This is a genomic window from Stenotrophomonas sp. YJH_SMC_29 (assembly GCF_059371235.1).
Map to the genome: position 1 here is coordinate 158,038 of NZ_JCAFUK010000008.1, position 16,239 is coordinate 174,276.

At 67.4% G+C, this 16,239-nt stretch carries 18 protein-coding genes; 10 read left to right on the forward strand and 8 right to left on the reverse strand.

Annotation, left to right across the window (positions count from 1 at the left end):
* Positions 1 to 6 precede the first annotated feature (6 nt).
* The 6 genes from AC5P9I_RS11000 to AC5P9I_RS11025 form a co-directional block, all read right to left on the reverse strand.
* Positions 7 to 888, reverse strand: coding sequence for a CorC family transporter (locus AC5P9I_RS11000; protein WP_049469485.1), 882 nt, complete (start codon positions 886 to 888; stop codon positions 7 to 9).
* Between the two features lie 64 nt (positions 889 to 952).
* Positions 953 to 1,561, reverse strand: coding sequence for a hypothetical protein (locus tag AC5P9I_RS11005; RefSeq protein ID WP_080355582.1), 609 nt, complete (start codon positions 1,559 to 1,561; stop codon positions 953 to 955).
* Positions 1,561 to 2,169, reverse strand: a complete 609-nt coding sequence (locus AC5P9I_RS11010; RefSeq protein WP_049469478.1) for a hypothetical protein — start codon at positions 2,167 to 2,169, stop codon at positions 1,561 to 1,563. The genes AC5P9I_RS11005 and AC5P9I_RS11010 overlap by 1 nt, the downstream gene beginning before the upstream one ends.
* 75 nt (positions 2,170 to 2,244) lie before the next feature.
* On the reverse strand, positions 2,245 to 2,850 hold the full coding sequence (locus AC5P9I_RS11015; RefSeq protein ID WP_049469475.1) for a hypothetical protein: 606 nt from the start codon (positions 2,848 to 2,850) through the stop codon (positions 2,245 to 2,247).
* Between the two features lie 48 nt (positions 2,851 to 2,898).
* Positions 2,899 to 3,384, reverse strand: coding sequence for an rRNA maturation RNase YbeY (gene ybeY, locus AC5P9I_RS11020; RefSeq protein WP_049469473.1), 486 nt, complete (start codon positions 3,382 to 3,384; stop codon positions 2,899 to 2,901).
* Positions 3,381 to 4,367 carry a PhoH family protein gene (locus AC5P9I_RS11025; RefSeq protein WP_049469470.1) on the reverse strand — a complete coding sequence of 329 codons (987 nt, stop codon included), beginning with the start codon at positions 4,365 to 4,367 and terminating at the stop codon, positions 3,381 to 3,383. Before AC5P9I_RS11025 ends, ybeY begins: the two co-directional genes overlap by 4 nt.
* A 396-nt stretch (positions 4,368 to 4,763) precedes the next feature.
* Here AC5P9I_RS11025 and AC5P9I_RS11030 point away from each other — a divergent pair, with 396 nt between their 5' ends.
* From AC5P9I_RS11030 to AC5P9I_RS11040, 3 genes are read left to right on the forward strand one after another with little or no spacing between them, the layout of a single operon-like run.
* Entirely contained in the window at positions 4,764 to 5,720 is a 957-nt protein-coding gene (locus tag AC5P9I_RS11030) for an HlyD family secretion protein (RefSeq protein WP_088476010.1), read from the forward strand.
* Positions 5,721 to 5,740: 20 nt separating this feature from the next.
* On the forward strand, positions 5,741 to 6,664 hold the full coding sequence (locus tag AC5P9I_RS11035; RefSeq protein WP_049467509.1) for an ABC transporter ATP-binding protein: 924 nt from the start codon (positions 5,741 to 5,743) through the stop codon (positions 6,662 to 6,664).
* Complete coding sequence (locus AC5P9I_RS11040; protein ID WP_049467511.1) at positions 6,661 to 7,773, forward strand: ABC transporter permease; 1,113 nt, start codon at positions 6,661 to 6,663, stop codon at positions 7,771 to 7,773. The genes AC5P9I_RS11035 and AC5P9I_RS11040 overlap by 4 nt, the downstream gene beginning before the upstream one ends.
* 50 nt (positions 7,774 to 7,823) lie before the next feature.
* On the opposite strand, the gene miaB is transcribed toward AC5P9I_RS11040, so the two are convergent.
* Together miaB and AC5P9I_RS11050 are read right to left on the reverse strand one after the other, a co-directional pair.
* The gene (miaB, locus tag AC5P9I_RS11045) at positions 7,824 to 9,242 is read right to left on the reverse strand and encodes a tRNA (N6-isopentenyl adenosine(37)-C2)-methylthiotransferase MiaB (RefSeq protein WP_049467513.1); all 1,419 of its coding nucleotides are present in this window, start codon (positions 9,240 to 9,242) and stop codon (positions 7,824 to 7,826) included.
* Between the two features lie 160 nt (positions 9,243 to 9,402).
* Entirely contained in the window at positions 9,403 to 10,023 is a 621-nt protein-coding gene (locus AC5P9I_RS11050) for a glutathione S-transferase family protein (RefSeq protein WP_049467515.1), read from the reverse strand.
* Positions 10,024 to 10,103: 80 nt separating this feature from the next.
* On the opposite strand from AC5P9I_RS11050, the gene AC5P9I_RS11055 reads away from it, so the two are divergent.
* The 7 genes from AC5P9I_RS11055 (at position 10,104) to AC5P9I_RS11085 (ending at position 16,178) form a co-directional block, all read left to right on the forward strand.
* Positions 10,104 to 11,072 (forward strand): helix-turn-helix transcriptional regulator, encoded by a 969-nt coding sequence (locus AC5P9I_RS11055; RefSeq protein ID WP_049467516.1) that lies wholly within the window; start codon positions 10,104 to 10,106, stop codon positions 11,070 to 11,072.
* 46 nt (positions 11,073 to 11,118) lie between these two features.
* On the forward strand, positions 11,119 to 12,048 hold the full coding sequence (locus AC5P9I_RS11060; RefSeq protein WP_049467518.1) for a lytic transglycosylase domain-containing protein: 930 nt from the start codon (positions 11,119 to 11,121) through the stop codon (positions 12,046 to 12,048).
* A 201-nt stretch (positions 12,049 to 12,249) separates the two neighbouring features.
* A complete protein-coding gene (gene petA, locus AC5P9I_RS11065; RefSeq protein WP_004151998.1) occupies positions 12,250 to 12,870 on the forward strand; it encodes a ubiquinol-cytochrome c reductase iron-sulfur subunit in 621 nt (206 codons plus the stop codon).
* Entirely contained in the window at positions 12,870 to 14,129 is a 1,260-nt protein-coding gene (locus tag AC5P9I_RS11070; RefSeq protein WP_049467520.1) for a cytochrome b, read from the forward strand. Before petA ends, AC5P9I_RS11070 begins: the two co-directional genes overlap by 1 nt.
* Positions 14,122 to 14,871: a cytochrome c1 gene (locus tag AC5P9I_RS11075; RefSeq protein ID WP_032960911.1), complete on the forward strand. Its 750-nt coding sequence runs from the start codon at positions 14,122 to 14,124 to the stop codon at positions 14,869 to 14,871. Before AC5P9I_RS11070 ends, AC5P9I_RS11075 begins: the two co-directional genes overlap by 8 nt.
* A 134-nt stretch (positions 14,872 to 15,005) precedes the next feature.
* On the forward strand, positions 15,006 to 15,641 hold the full coding sequence (locus tag AC5P9I_RS11080) for a glutathione S-transferase N-terminal domain-containing protein (RefSeq protein WP_021203577.1): 636 nt from the start codon (positions 15,006 to 15,008) through the stop codon (positions 15,639 to 15,641).
* An 84-nt stretch (positions 15,642 to 15,725) separates the two neighbouring features.
* A complete protein-coding gene (locus tag AC5P9I_RS11085) occupies positions 15,726 to 16,178 on the forward strand; it encodes a ClpXP protease specificity-enhancing factor (RefSeq protein ID WP_014646584.1) in 453 nt (150 codons plus the stop codon).
* The last annotated feature ends 61 nt before the right edge of the window (positions 16,179 to 16,239 follow it).

Sequence of the window (16,239 nt, forward strand, 5' to 3'; positions counted from 1 at the left end):
CGCGCTTCAAGCGTCGTCCTGCGCGTCCGGCGGCAGCACGGTCACGTGGAAGGCCTGCACCCGGCGCGCATCGGCGCGGGCCACGCGGAACATGAAGCGGTCCAGGGCCAGCTCATCGCCGACTTCCGGCAGATGGCCCACGGCCTCGGTGACCAGGCCGCCGATGGTGTCGTAGTCCTCGTCGGAGAACGTGGCGCCGAAACGCTCGTTGAAGTCGCCGATCGGGGTCAGTGCGTCGACCACGTACTGGCCGTCGGACTGGATGGCGATCTGCGCTGACGGATCCTCGGCCTCGTCATGCTCGTCGTCGATCTCGCCGACGATCTGTTCCAGCACGTCCTCGATGGTGACCAGGCCGGCGACACCGCCGTACTCGTCGACCACGATGGCCATGTGGTTGCGTGACAGGCGGAACTCCTTCAGCAGCACGTTGAGCTTCTTCGCCTCCGGGATCAGCACCGCCGGGCGCAGCAGCTCGCGCACGTTGGCCGGGCCGTTGTCGGCGACCACGCCGCGCAGCAGGTCCTTGGCCAGCAGGATGCCAAGGATGTCGTCCTTGTTCTCGCCGTGCACCGGGAAGCGCGAATGGCCGGATTCGACCACCTGCTTCATCAGTTCCAGGAACGGCGCTTCGACCGGCAGCGAAACCATCTGCGAGCGCGAGATCATCACGTCGCCCACGGTCAGCTCGGCCACCGCAATGGCGCCTTCCATCATCTTCAGGGTATCGGCGGCGATCAGACCCTCTTCCTGCGCGGTGTGCAGGACAGCGACCAGCTCGTCGCGGGTATGGGGTTCGCCGGAGAAGGCGGAGGTCAGGCGTTCAAGCCAGCCGCGCTTCTTTTCACTGGGCTCCTGTGCGGAGCTACTACTGTCGTCTTCTGACATCTCTGGAAAAAGGGCACCCGGCAAGCCGGGCGATGGCCCAAGTCTAGCAGGATGTGGCGCCCTGTCAGCGACCGTCGCTGCCCGGCCCGGTGATCGGTGGCGGGGCCAGTTCAGGCCGGGCGGGGGCCTCTTCCTCGGGCAGGTCCAGGCTGTAGGTACAGCCAGCCAGGGTCTTGCCCGGATGGGAGGCCACGGTAGAGACGCTGAGGATGATCGATTCGATCTGGGCCTCGCCGGTCTTCGGGTCGGTCACGTCCCGGCTGACCAGCTCGCGGCCGGCCATGAACTTGCCGTCCTGGTCGTAGCCGGTCTCCAGCCCCAGCTGCCTGGCCAGTGGCCGCGGATCGGCCTGGTCGAGGATGGCCATGACGCTGGACCCGGCCACGGCGACCCGTTCGGTGCGGGCGCCGAACACGCTGATCGGCTGGGCCAGGCGGTACTCGCTCATGAACTGGTTGCCCTGCGGCAGCGGCTGCAGGCCCTGGGCCACGGCCTTCAGCGGATCAGCCAGCAGGGGCGCCAGCGCGGCCTGCTCGGCCACGCCCTGGCGGCACTCGATCAGGGCGGGCAGGTCCAGGCTGGAGGCGAAAGCGGATGGGGCCGCAAGGACATACAGCAGAGGCAGGCAGCAGCGCAGCGACACGGGCGGATTCCGTAGACGGAGGTCTGCCATCATAGCCGCGGCGAGCGCCTGAACGGCCCGGTGAGAAGGCGCAGGAAACCGGTCGCCGCCCGCCGCACGACCATCAGTGAGAGGGTCAGCACGACCGCAAGCATGGTGATCTGCATCGATTGCCCCGCGATGCGCGCCACCGCCGGCCACAGGCCCGGGCTGGTCAGCCAGGGCATCAGTTCCGACGCTGTTGTCCTCGCTACTTTCATGTAGATCACGGCCAGCGCGAACAGCACCAGCAGCGAGGTGCGGCTCGCATGGAAGAACGGAAGCGTGTTGACCGGACGGCCAAGCCGCTGCTGCAGCACCGTCCGCCACAGCACCGGCAGGGTCGCAGCGCCGACCAGTATCAGCATCATCGACGTTTCCCAGAGCCCGGGCGGGTGGGCGGGTTCCGGTCTATCCGTGAGGTGGGGGCCGATCAAGCCGACCGCCAGCCCGACCAGCAGACACGAGGGCGAGAGCAGGGCCAGGCTGCGCAGCAGCCAGTGCCTACCGCCGGCGGGCCGAGCAATGATGCGGCGCACGGCATAAGTGCCAAGCAGCAGCAAAACGGCGAATAGGCCCAGGCCGATCGTAAACGCCATCAAGTCATTTTCCGAGGTCATCCATGGTTCCCTGCGCCCGATGCCGGGGGCAAACAATAGCGCGCCGCGCGGACCGGCGCCTACGGGCCGGCTGGATCAGGGCGACCGCTGCTGCGATGTCGCAGGGTACCAGCGCAGCCTGACCGGGTAGCCCAGTTGCATCTGCAGGCGGTCGCGCACGGCGATTGTCGTCGCGCGGTTCGCTGGTTCCCGCAGCTCCACCTCCAGCTCCCCGGTCATGACATCCAGGCGGTAGCCGAACAGGTCCGGCAGCTGGGCCCGCAGCCAGTCCTGCTGTGCGTGCAGGCGGCGCCTCATCTCCACTTCGGTCATCGCGGCGCCAGTGACGTAGTGCACGTGTTGCGGGCCAGCCGCCCCTGGATGTGTCTCATCGGCCGCGGGTACGGCGCCGGTCAATCGCACCACGACGTTCCAGCCCGTTGCGTTGTCCACCCAGATACCGGCCAGGCGTGCCGCGTGTCGCGCTTCCAGGCGCTCGATCAGCGCCCGTTGTTGGGCAGTGGCGACGATATTGCGAGTGTCGCGCTCGCTGCTGCCGAAGAACGCCCTTAGTTCGGCGATCTTTGCGGCGATGTCAGCCTCGCTGTCGCTGGCGGGGAACGGTGAGGGACGGTCAGGATCGGGCATCAGGCCTGCCCCGGACTGCAGCAGCGCGGCAAGCACAAGTGCGGGCAGGGTCATGCTGCGCTCCTCTTCCGTGAGTGCGTGGGCTCGGAACAGAGCCCGACGTCAGCGCTCGCCGGCGTAGGGATCGGCGATGCCGAGCTCGGCCAGGATCTCACGCTCCAGCTGCTCCATCGCGTCGGCTTCCTTGTCGTCCTCGTGGTCCCAGCCGAGCAGGTGCAGTACGCCGTGTACGGTCAGGTGCGCGTAGTGGGCGTTGAGCGCCTTGCCCTGTTCTTCGGCCTCGCGGGCGACCACCGGTGCGCAGATCACCAGGTCACCCAGCAGCGGAAACTTGACACCCTTGGGCAGGCCTTCGGGCACTTCGGCCGGGAAGCTGAGCACGTTGGTCGCGTAGTCCTTGCCGCGGTAATGGCGGTTCAGTGACTGCCCTTCCTTGGCATCGACCACGCGGATGGCCAGGTCGGCTTCGCGGATGCGGCCTTTCAGCGCAGCGGCCACCCACTTGCGGAAGCTGACTGCCGCCGGCAGGCCGGTACGCGGCAGGGCATAACTGACGGCGACGTCCAGTCGCACGGGACCACGGGTCATGGAGTTGCTCCAGGTTGGATCTGATGCAGGTCGCGGCGGTCATAGGCGCTGACGATACGCGCCACCAGCGGGTGGCGGACCACGTCGCGCGATTCGAAGAAGGTGAAGCTGACACCTTCGACGTCGCGCAGCACATCGATGGCGTCGCGCAGGCCGGATTTCACGTGCTTGGGCAGGTCGGTCTGGGTCAGGTCGCCGGTGACCACGGCGGTGGAGCCGTAGCCCAGGCGGGTCAGGAACATCTTCATCTGCTCGATGGTGGTGTTCTGCGCTTCGTCCAGGATCACGAAGGCATCGTTGAGCGTGCGGCCGCGCATGTAGGCCAGCGGCGCGATCTCGATGACGTTCTTTTCCAGCAGCTTGACCACCTTCTCCACGCCCATCATCTCGTACAGGGCGTCGTACAGCGGTCGCAGGTAGGGGTCGACCTTCTGGCTCAGGTCGCCGGGCAGGAAGCCCAGCTTCTCGCCGGCTTCCACCGCCGGGCGCACCAGGATCAAGCGCTGTACCCGTGATTCGTTCAGCGCTTCGACCGCGCTGGCCACGGCCAGGAAGGTCTTGCCGGTGCCGGCCGGGCCGATGCCGAAGTTGATGTCATGGGTGGCGATCTGGTGCAGGTAGCGGGCCTGGTTGGCGCCACGGCCACGCACGGTACCGCGCTTGACCTTGATCGCCACCTCCTGTGCCTCGTACGAGCGTTCGGCGATCTGTTCGACATTGGCCTGCGCCAGGCGCAGGTGGATGGCATGGTTGTCGAAGACAGTCTCGCCGGCTTCGGCGTACAGCGCCTCGACCAGCTTCTGCGCCTCGACGATTGCCTCGCCGGGCCCGCTGATACGGAACACGAAGCCACGATTGGCGATCTCCACACCGAGCTTCAGCTCGATCTGGCGCAGATGGCCATCGAAGGGGCCGCACAGGTTGGCCAGCCGCTCGTTGTCTTCCGGCGACAGGCTGAAGTCTCGATGCTCGATGCTTTTCATTGCTTGGGGTGGGGCGGGTTCGCCGTCCACCGCGATGGACTCGGGATGACAAGGTTACGCGCGTGCAGGGCAAGCGGCCAGCGTGCGCATCGGAACAGTGTGGCACCACGCGGTTTTCCACACCCGGTGTGGACCGCGGCTGCGGAAAGCTGTGGATAGTCCTTCGCAGCGCTTGTGCCACAAGGGAGATGATGTCGTGGTGAAAATATGGCCAGGCGCCAGCGGGTTTTCCACATGCGATGTGGACGGCGGTGCAACGAACCTGTGGATAGATGGGGCCGAGCCTTGTGGCACGAGGCCTGGCGCTACGTGGTGAAAAAACCGTCAGGGCTGATCGGGATCATTGCGGGTGCACGGGCGGCATGGCACCGTGGCGCTGTCGCGGGAGGGGATGGCATGGGCATCGGCAAGCGGATGCGTGGCGCCGGACTGGCGGGCCTCGGCCTGCTGGCCGGGTGCGGCCAGGCGCCGCCGGTTGCACTGGGTACGCTGGAATGGGACCGGATCACGGTGCCTGCGCCGGCGGCCGAGGTGATCTCCTCGGTGGAGGTGCGCGAGGGCCAGCAGGTCAAGGCCGGGGCCGTGCTGATGCAGCTTGATTCGGCCCGCGGCGATGCGCAGTTCGCCGCAGCACAGGCCGACACGGCGCGCGCGCAGGCGCAGCTGGAAGAACTGAGGATCGGCCCGCGCCCGGAACAGATCGCGCAGGCCCAGGCGCAGCTGGCCGCGCTGCGAGCGCAGTCCGCCGAGGCCAGCGCGTACTACCGTCGGGTGCAGCCGCTGGCACGCCAGCGCCTGATCGCCGCTGCCGAACTGGACCGCGCACGCGCCGCCGCCGGCAATGCCGAGGCCAGCGTACGGGCTGCCGAGCAGGCATGGCTGGAGCGGGTGCACGGCAGCCGCGCGCAGGACATCGCCCAGGGCCAGGCGACCGCCGATGCCGCGCAGGCGCAGCAGGTGTTGCAGGGGGTCAACCTGCAGAAGCTGCAGCTGCGCGCGCCGCGTGATGGCACGGTCGATGCCTTGCCCTACCGGCAGGGTGACCAGGCGCCGGTCGGTGCGCCGCTGGTGGTGATGCTGGTGGGCGAGCGCCCCCATGCGCGCGTCTACCTGCCGCAGCCGCTGCGGCTGCAGGTCAAGGTCGGGCAGGCCGCGCAGATACAGCTGGAGGGGGGAAGCACCGTACTCAAGGGACATGTGCGCGCGATCCGCAGCGAGCCTTCATTCACCCCCTACTACGCATTGACTGGCGATGACGTGGAGCGCCTGAGCTACCTCGCCGAGATCGAGGTGGATGCAGCCGCCGACATCCAGGCGCTGCCGGCCGGGGTACCGGTCCAGGTGCGCTTCTGAACACCGGCGGCGACATCGCGGTGCACGCGCGGGGCCTGACCCGCCGCTTCGGTGACCTGCTGGCCGTGGACAACGTCGACCTGAGCGTGCCGCGCGGGCAGGTGTACGGCTTCCTGGGGCCGAACGGATCCGGAAAGTCGACCACCATCCGCATGCTGTGCGGGCTGCTGGAGCCGAGTGCTGGGCGGATCGAGGTGCTGGGCCTGTCCGTGCCGGAGCAGGCGGAAGCACTGCGCCGCCGGATCGGCTACATGACCCAGCGCTTCTCGTTGTACGAAGACCTGTCGGTGCGCGAAAACCTGGAGTTCCTCGCTGCGATCCAGGATCTGCCGCGCGTGCAGGCCCGGCAGCGGGTGGAGGCGCTGCTGCAGCAGTACCGGTTGCACGACCGTCAGCCCCAGCTGGCCGGTACCCTCAGCGGTGGCCAGAAGCAGCGCCTGGCCTTGGCCGGTGCGGTGGTGCATTCGCCCGAGCTGCTGTTCCTGGACGAGCCGACCAGCGCGGTCGATCCGGAATCGCGCCGCGATTTCTGGGAGGCCCTGTTCGAACTGGCCGACGCCGGCACCACGGTGCTGGTGTCGACCCATTACATGGACGAAGCCGAGCGCTGCCACCGGCTGGCGATCCTGGATCGCGGCGCGCTGGTGGCCGATGGCACGCCGGCTGAGCTGTGCGCGCGGTTGCAAGGGCGCACGCTGCAGGTCACCGCGTCGCAGCCGCGCCTGGCCAGCCGCGCACTGGCCGATCTGCCCGGTGTGCTCAGCGTGGCGCAGATCGGTACCCATCTGCGCGTGCTGTGCAATGAGGGAGCGGCGGACATCGCGGTGCTGGGCCGTGCGCTGGCCAACGCTGACCCGCAGGCCCGCATCGAGACGGTGGCGCCGAACCTTGAAGACGTGTTCGTGGCGGCCACCCGTGGTCGCGGCCGGGAGCCGGCGGCATGAACCTGCGCCGGCTGTGGGCGATCATGCTCAAGGAGTTGCGGCAATTGCGCCGCGACCGCATCACGCTGGCGATGATCGTCGGCATCCCGGTGATGCAGCTGCTGCTGTTCGGGTATGCGATCAATCTCAACCTGCGCCACCTGGATGCGGGTGTCGCCGACCAGGCCAACAGCGCCGCTTCGCGCGCGCTGGTGCAGGACATGGTGGCCACCGGCGTGATCACGCCGCGCAGCGAGGCCTACACACCGGACCAGCTGATGCAGGCGCTGCGCCGCGGCGAGATCAGTGTCGGCATCGTGGTGCCGGCCGACTTCGAGCGTCGCCGCTTCGACGGTCGCGAAGCAGTGCAGGTGTTGGTCGATGGCAGCGACACCGTGGTGCAGAGCGCGGCGATCCAGCTGGCGCAGGTGCCGCTGGACACGCGCCCGACCAGCAACACGCGGCCACTGCGCGAAGGCAGCATCGCCAGTGGTCCAATCAGCGTGACCAGCTTCTACAACCCGCAGCGGCGTTCGGCGGTGAACATCGTGCCGGGCCTGATCGGGGTGATCCTGACCATGACCCTGGTGATGTTCACCGCGGTGGCGGTGGTGCGTGAACGCGAGCGCGGCAACATGGAGCTGCTGATCGCCACGCCGGTGTCACGCAGCGAACTGATGGTCGGCAAGGTGCTGCCCTATGCAGCCATCGGCCTGCTGCAGACCACGCTGGTGCTGGTGCTGGGCACCTGGCTGTTCCAGGTGCCCATTCGCGGCAGCCTGCTGGACATCTATCTGGCCGCGGTACTGCTGGTGCTGGCCAACCTGGCGCTGGGGCTGTTGATCTCCACGCGCGCGCGCTCGCAGTTCCAGGCCATGCAGATGACCTTGTTCCTGTTCCTGCCGTCGATCCTGCTGTCGGGCTTCATGTTCCCGTTCGCGGGCATGCCGCGGCCGGTGCAGTGGCTGGCCGAAGTGCTGCCGCTGACCCACTTCCTGCGCCTGGTGCGCGGCATCATGCTGCGCGGCGCCCCGTTGTGGGAGCTGTGGCCGGATGCACTGGCGCTGCTGGCCTTCATCGGGGTGATGATGACCCTGGCGATCCTGCGTTTCCGCAAACGCCTGGATTGAAGGCAGGGGGTCGGATCCCCGCAGGGGCTCCGATCCCCTTTACCGGGGACTTATTCCGCCACCACGCGCCCGCGCAGCGAGTTGGTCAGCGCCTCGGTGATCAGGACATCCACGAACTGGCCGATCAACCGCGCGGGCGCCGGGAAATTCACCGACCGCATGTTCTCGGTCTTGCCGGTCAGCTCGTTCGGATTCTTGCGCGACGGCCCCTCCACCAGCACGGCCTGCACGGTGCCGACCATCTTCTCGGAGATGCCGGCGGCATGGGCGTTGATGCGCTCCTGCAGGCGCGACAGGCGCGCGTGCTTTTCGGCATCGCTGATCGTGTCCTCCAGGTCCGCGGCCGGCGTGCCCGGGCGCCGTGAATAGATGAACGAGAAGCTGTGGTCGAAGCCGATGTCCTCGATCAGCTTCATGGTCTTTTCGAAATCGGCGTCGGTCTCGCCGGGGAAGCCGACGATGAAGTCCGAGCTGATCGAGATGTCCGGGCGCACCGCGCGCAGCTTGCGGATCTTCGACTTGAATTCCAGTGCGGTGTACCCACGCTTCATCGCCGACAGCACGCGGTCGCTGCCGGCCTGCACCGGCAGGTGCAGGAAGTTGGCCAGCTGCGGGACGTCGCGGAACGCGTCGATCAGCGAGTCGCTGAACTCCAGCGGGTGCGAGGTGGTGAAGCGGATGCGGCCGACCCCATCGATCTCGGCGATGGTACGGATCAGCAGGCCGAGGTCGGCGAACTCACCGTCACCATAGGGCCCGCGATACGCGTTGACGTTCTGCCCGAGCAGGTTGATCTCGCGCACGCCCTGTGCGGCCAGCTGCGCCACTTCCACCACCACGTCCTCGAACGGGCGGCTGACTTCGGTGCCGCGGGTGTAGGGCACCACGCAGAACGAACAGTACTTGGAACAGCCTTCCATGATCGACACGAATGCCGAGGGACCTTCGGCGCGCGGCTCGGGCAGGCGATCGAACTTCTCGATCTCGGGGAAACTGATGTCGACCTGCGGGCGCTTCTGCTCGCGACGTGCACGGATCAGCTCCGGCAGGCGATGCAGGGTCTGCGGGCCGAACACCAGGTCCACGAACGGCGCGCGCTTGATGATCGCTTCGCCTTCCTGCGAGGCGACGCAGCCGCCGACGCCGATGATGACTTCGCGGCCCTTGTTCTTCAGGCCCTTCCACACGCCCAGCTGGCTGAACACCTTCTCCTGCGCCTTCTCGCGGATGGAGCAGGTGTTGACCAGGATGACGTCGGCGTCGTCCGGGCTGTCGGTCAGTTCCAGGCCATCGCTGGCGGCAAGCACGTCGGCCATCTTGGCCGAGTCGTACTCGTTCATCTGGCAACCGTGGGTCTTGATGTACAGCTTGCCCTTGACCTGGTCGGGCTTGCGCGGACCAGCGGGCAGGGCAACGAGCGGGGTACCGTCCGGCGTGGCGGGCGGAAAGACGTCTGGCGTCCCGGTCATGGCGCTTAATCCATTCGGGTGGCGGGAAAGCGGGCAATTCTACCCGCATCCCGGCGCGTGCGCCGGCCCGGTAGAGCCAGGCCATGCCTGGCTGCATTCCGTACCGCAGGCGCCGCGAACGGGTTCATCCACGCATGGCGCGGATCTACTGCAACCGCGCTTACGCCGCCGCCAGCTCCGCATCGATCTGCCGCGAACGGTCGAAGGCGGTCATCGCGCTCATCCGTGCAATGTAATCGGCCGTGGCCGGCGCCGGCTGTACCAAGCCGAAGGCCGTGGTCCAGGCCAGCGCATTGCCCCACAGCACGTCGGCGGCGCTCATCGTCTCGCCGAGCAGGTACGGGCCCTGCGCCAGCTGGGCCTCGACCACCTGCAGCACGGTCTCCGCATCGTTGTACGGCGACATCAGGCGCGGTGGCGGCTCGCGATGCATCGCCTTGTCGATCATCGCCGGCTCGAAACAGGCGCCATAGAAGGCCATCCAGCGCAGGTAGGGCCCGCGCAGGGCGTCGCCGATCGGCGGCGCCAGCCCGGCTTCCGGATACAGGTCGGCCAGGTACAGATAAATGGCCACCTGTTCGGTCACCAGCGCGCCGTTGTGGACGATGGCCGGCACCTTGCCCATCGGGTTGATGGCCAGATAGGCCGGGGCCAGGTTGGCGCCAGCCTTCAGGTCCAGCACCTGCATGCGGTAGTCGGCACCCAGCGCTTCGAGCAGGGCCACCGCGCCGCTCGAGCGGGAACGGGCGGCGTGGTACAGGGTGATCTGGCGTGAGGACATGGCATTGCTCCTTGCGGTGGGTGGTGAACTGGAGGCCATCCTGGGGCACTATTGCGGACGACTTCTGTCCTCGATCCTTCATGCGCCATACCGCCCATCGACTGCTGCGCCTGATCGCCCTGCTGCAGGCCCGCCGCCAGTGGTCAGGGGCCGAGCTGGCCGAGCGCATGGGCGTGGACCGGCGCAGCATCCGGCGTGACATCGAGCGGCTGCGCGAACTGGGCTATCCGGTCCGGGCCTCGTCGGGGGTCGGTGGCGGCTACCAGCTGGGGGCAGGGGCACCGGTACTGCCGATGCTGCTGGACGAGGAGGAGGCGACCACCCTGGCGATCGCCCTGCGGGCCGCGTCCGCGACCGTCGCCGGCATCGACGACACCGCCCGTGGCCTGTTGTCCAAGCTCGACCCGCTGGTGCCGACCCGTCGCCGCCAGCAGGCCGGCGAGGTGCATGCCGCCACCGCCACCCTGTCCGATCTTCCGTCCACCGATGCACGCCTGCTCGGGCGGCTGGCCCAGCACTGCCGGCAGGCGTCACGGCTGGCCTTCGAATACCGCAGCGCGCAGGAGGCGGTGACCCAGCGCGAGGTCGAGGCGCAGCACCTGGTCAACTACGGGCGGCGCTGGTACCTGCTGGCCTGGGACCTGGGCCGGCAGGACTGGCGCACCCTGCGCGTGGACCGGATGGGCGCGGTGCGCGAATGCTCCGCGCCGGGCATGCATCGCCGCACGCCCGCACCGCCGGATGTGATGGTGCGGCAGGCGGTCAGCCAGGCGCCTTTCGCGCTGCAGGCCATCGTGCGCCTGGCCGGCAGCCACGCCGAGCTGGAAGGCCGCATCCCGCCTTGGTGTGGCGTGCTGGAGGCCGACGGTCCCGACCATTGCCTGCTGCGCATGGGCGCCGAGAGCCGCGGCATGATGCTGGCGCAGATCCTCAGCCTGGACCGGGTGCCGGTAGCGTTGTGGACCACGCCGCCGGGCCTGCGCGATGAACTGGCACAGCGCCTGGCCGGATTGGGGCAGGTGCTGGCTGTGCCGCCGGTCACAGGCTGAGCGGCGTCGCTTGGCAAGCCCCGGCGAAGCTGGGACACTCGCCGCCATGAAGGGGATACTGGGGACAACGGCGATCATCATCGCTGCGCTGACCGCTGCGCCGGCCAGTGCGGGCACCCTGTTCAAGTGCCAGGGCGCCGACGGGGTCACCAGCTATGTCAGCAAGCGTGTGGCCGGTGCCCGCTGCAGCACCATCAGCTACAGCCGCGACACCCGACCGGCACCGCGCCCGGTGGTGGCCGCGCCGAAACCGGCGCCGACCACCGTGGCCAGCATCGAGCGCAATCCGGTGGCCGTGGCCGCCAGTGCGGCGGCCCCGGTCGTGGCGCCCGCGGCCTCGCCTGCACCGGCGCCTGCGGCCGTGCCAGCGCCCCCGGTCGCCTCGCGCAGCGGGCGCATGGTCAGCGGCCAGGTCTATTCCTTCATGAAGGATGGCGTGCGCCACTACACCAGCGCACGGCCCACCCAGGTGGCCAACCTCGGTCCGGTGCGCACCATCCGCTACAGTTTCATGGAGCGCTGCTACGCCTGCGGCGTCAACCCGCGCGTGGACTTCGGTTCGGTGCGCCTGAACACCACCGCGTTCCAGACCGAGATCACCTCGGCCGCACGCGAGTTCGGCGTCGAGGAGGCGGTGGTGCGGGCCATCATCCACGCCGAATCGGCCTACAACCCGACCGCGCTCAGCCGCGCCGGCGCACAGGGGCTGATGCAGCTGATGCCGCCGACCGCCGCGCGCTTCGGGGTCAGCGATGCGTACGACGCCGGACAGAACATCCGCGGCGGCGTGCAGTATCTTGCGTGGTTGCTGAAGCGCTTCAATGGCGACCTGACCCTGGCCGCAGCCGGCTACAACGCTGGCGAAGGCGCGGTCGACCGCCACGGCGGCGTGCCGCCCTACAGCGAAACCCAGTACTACGTACGCCGGGTCGGGCAGCTGGCCGAGCGTTACCGCACCGCATTGACGCACCAGTAGTGCCGGCCGCTGGCCGGCAACCCCTGGGCAATGGCCGGTACCGACCGGCCGCTGGCCGGCAACCCCCGCAATCAATGTTGTTGCAATGCGTTGTGTGGCGCGCGACGGTTCCGCTACACTCGACCGCGATTCAATGCGGCTCTGGCCCCCACCGGATCCGCTGGCAGCCTTAAAGCTACCTAATCAATATCGGAGTGCCGGATGGCCAACGATGGGGTACACGATCCAGTCAACACCGGACGTCGGCGTTTTCTTTCTGCCACCACAGCTGTGGTGGGCGCCGTCGGCGTCGGCTTCACCGCCGTTCCTTTCATCAAATCCTGGAACCCCAGTGCCCGCGCCAAGCTTGCCGGCGCACCGGTGGTAGCCGACATCAGCGCCCTGCAGGAAGGCCAACGCCTGATCGTGGAATGGCGTGGACAGCCGATCTGGATCGTCAAGCGGTCCAAGGCGATCCTGGATGCGCTGCACGGGCTGGACGGCCGCCTCAAGGACCCCGAGTCCGGCGAAAAGGACCAGCAGCCGGACTACGTGCTGAAGCAGAACCCCGAGCTGCGCTCGATCAAGCCGGACATCTCCGTGCTGGTCGGCCTGTGCACGCATCTGGGCTGCTCGCCGGAAATGGTCGCCGAGATCCGGCCCGAGCCCTATGACCCGCAGTGGAAGGGCGGCTACTTCTGCCCTTGCCACAAGTCGCGCTTCGACATGTCCGGCCGCGTCTTCAAGGACGTGCCGGCGCCGATCAACCTGAAGGTGCCCGCGCACCACTACCAGGACGACAACACCATCATCATCGGTGTCGATCCGCAGGGGGCTGCCTGATGGCCAATATCCTCAGCCGTACCGCCAGCGGCGTGGCCGACTGGGTCAATGCCCGCGCGCCGGGCCTGATGCCGGTCTATCGCAAGCACGTCAGCGAGTACTACGCGCCGAAGAACTTCAACCTCTGGTATTACTTCGGTTCGCTGGCGCTGCTGGTGCTGGTCAACCAGATCGTCACCGGCATCTTCCTGACGATGCACTACAAGACCAACGCCGCCGAGGCGTTCGGCTCCATCGAATACATCATGCGTGATGTGGAGTGGGGCTGGCTGATCCGCTACATGCATTCCACCGGTGCCTCGCTGTTCTTCATCGTGGTCTACCTGCACATGTTCCGCGGCCTGCTGTACGGCAGTTACCAGAAGCCGCGCGAGCTGGTGTGGATCCTCGGCATGCTGATCTACCTGGTGCTGATGGCCGAAGCCTTCATGGGCTACGTGCTGCCGTGGGGACAGATGTCGTTCTGGGGCGCCAAGGTGATCATCTCGCTGTTCGGCGCGATACCGGTGATCGGCAACGGCCTGACCGAATGGATCATGGGCGACTACCTGCCCAGTGACGCTACGCTCAACCGCTTCTTCGCGCTGCACGTCATCGCGTTGCCGCTGGTGCTGCTGTTGCTGGTGGTGCTGCACCTGGGCGCGCTGCACGAAGTGGGGTCGAACAACCCCGATGGCGTTGAGATCAAGAAGGGGCCCAAGGGCAACCGCTGGTCGCCGAATGCACCGGCCGATGGCATCCCGTTCCATCCCTACTACACGCTCAAGGATGGCGTCGGCGCCGGCTTCCTGCTGATCATCGCTGCCTTCATCATCTTCTTCGCCCCCGGTTTCGGCGGCCTGTTCCTGGAGCACGACAACTTCACCGAGGCCAACCGCCTGGTGACCCCGGAACACATCAAGCCGGTCTGGTACTACACGCCGTACTACGCGATGTTGCGCGTGGTGCCGAACAAGCTGGGCGGCGTGCTGGTGATGTTCTCGGCCATCGCGATCCTGTTCCTGGTGCCGTGGCTGGACAAGGCGAAGGTGAAATCGGTGCGCTACCGCGGCTGGATCTCGAAGGTGATGCTGGGCGTGCTGGCCGTGTGCTTCGTGTGGCTGGGCGTGATTGGTTCCGGCCCGGGTACCGACGTGCACGAGACCTACATCGGGCGGGTGCTGACCTTCCTGTACTTCGCGTTCTTCATCACCATGCCGCTATGGACAAGGCTGGACAAGACCAAGCCGGTACCGGAGAGGGTGACCACGCATGACTGAGCGCTGGATGGTCCGGCTGGCCCTGGCGGCCACCCTGATGCTGGGCAGTTTCCTGGCCTCCGCCGCCGAGGGCGGCACCCCGCTGCTGCAGGCCGGCAACGACCTGGGTGACCGCGCCTCGCTGCAGCGCGGCGCGCAGCTGTACATGAACTACTGCTCCGGCTGCCACGCGCTGAAGTACCTGCGCTATTCGCGGATGGCGCAGGACCTGGGCCTGACCGAGGAAGAGGTGATGAACAACCTCAACTTCACCGGCTCGGCGATCGGCGACCCGATCCCGGTGGCGATGCCGAAGGAGAACGCGGAGAAGTGGTTCGGCAAGATGCCGCCCGATCTCAGCCTGATCTCGCGCGTGCGGGGCAGTGACTGGGTCTACACCTATCTCAAGTCGTTCTACCTGGACAGCAGCCGCCCGCTGGGCTGGAACAACGCGCTGTTCGCCAATGCCTCCATGCCCAACCCGCTGTGGGAGATGCAGGGCCTGCAGCATGCGGTGCACGGCAAGGCGGAAGCGCCCGGCATGGACCCGCCGGTGACCGGCCTGAAAATCGAAACGCCCGGGTCGGTCGATGCCGGCCAGTACGATCAGGCCGTGCGGGACATCACCAACTTCCTCGAATACGCCGGTGAACCGGCCGCGCTCAAGCGCCAGCAGCTGGGCGTGTGGGTGATCCTGTTCCTGGCCCTGCTGACTTTCCTGCTGTACCTGCTGAAGAAGGAATACTGGAAGGACGTCCACTGATTCTGCCGCTGGCCATCGCACGGGCCTATTGGCTTTTGTGATGGTCGGTTGCACACTCGGGGAGGAGTCGACCGCCGGCACGGTGCCGGCGGCGCCGATGCGGCAGGCGGTCTCCTGTCGTGGGAGAGCCTTTGATGGCGGCGAGCGTACGCATGCGCAATACACTGACGCTGTTTTCCTCGAACGACGACGTACTGTGCCACCGTGTACGCCTGGTCCTGGCGGCCAAGGGGGTCACCTTCGACTTTGTCCCGGTCGATCCGCAGAACCCGCCTGAAGACCTGATCGATCTCAATCCGTACCATTCGGTGCCGACCCTGGTCGAGCGCGAACTGGTGCTGTACGCCGCGTCGGTGGTCAGCGAATACCTGGACGAGCGCTATCCGCATCCGCCGCTGATGCCGGTCGATCCGCTGTCCCGTGCGCGCATCCGCCTGGCGATGCTGCGCATCGAGCACGACTGGGTGCCGCAGGTGCAGGCCATCCAGCTGGGCAACAAGACCCAGGCCGAGGCCGGGCGCAAGCGCCTGAAGGAACTGCTGACGGCCTCGCTGCCGCTGTTCAAGGCCAGCAAGTTCTTCCTCAACCCGGAAATGAGCCTGGCCGACTGCGCCATGGCTCCGATCATCTGGCGCCTGCAGTCGCTGGATGTTCCGCTGCCGAAGGATGGCAAGGCGATCGAGGACTACGGCAACCGCATCTTCCGCCACCCCGGTTTCGTCCGCAGCCTGACCGAGCAGGAAAAGAAACTGCGCGACCTGCCGGCCTGACCGGCCCATGCAGTACCCGTCTGCACGCCGACCGGCGTGCAGGCGATCCGCCCCGGCAGGCCGCCGGGCGCGTACACTTCACGCATGACCGAAGACTTCTTCCACATGACCAGCCACCGCCCGTACCTGCTGCGGGCGCTGGTGGAATGGATCAACGACAACCAGCTGACCCCGCACATCCTGGTCGACGCCGGCGTTCCCGGCGTGCAGGTCCCGCCTTCGGCGGTCAAGGATGGCCGGGTCGTGCTCAACATCGCCGAACGTGCTGTCGTGCGGCTGATGATCGACAACGAGATGGTCAGCTTCTCGGCGCGCTTCTCCGGTACCAGCTACCCGGTGCAGGTGCCGATCAGCGCCGTACTGGCCGTCTACGCCCGCGAGACCGGGCAGGGCATGGCGCTGCCGGATGACATCCCGGGCAGCGAAACCGCGCCGACCAGCGACGAGCTGCTGCATGAGGACGGCACGCCACCGGACGATACGCCGCCGGCCAGCCCGCCGCCGAAGGGCCGCCCGAACCTGCGCGTGGTCAAGTAACCATTCCGACGCCGCCCCGATGGGCGGCGTTTTTCTTTGCCCGTTTGCGGTGGGTGCCTGC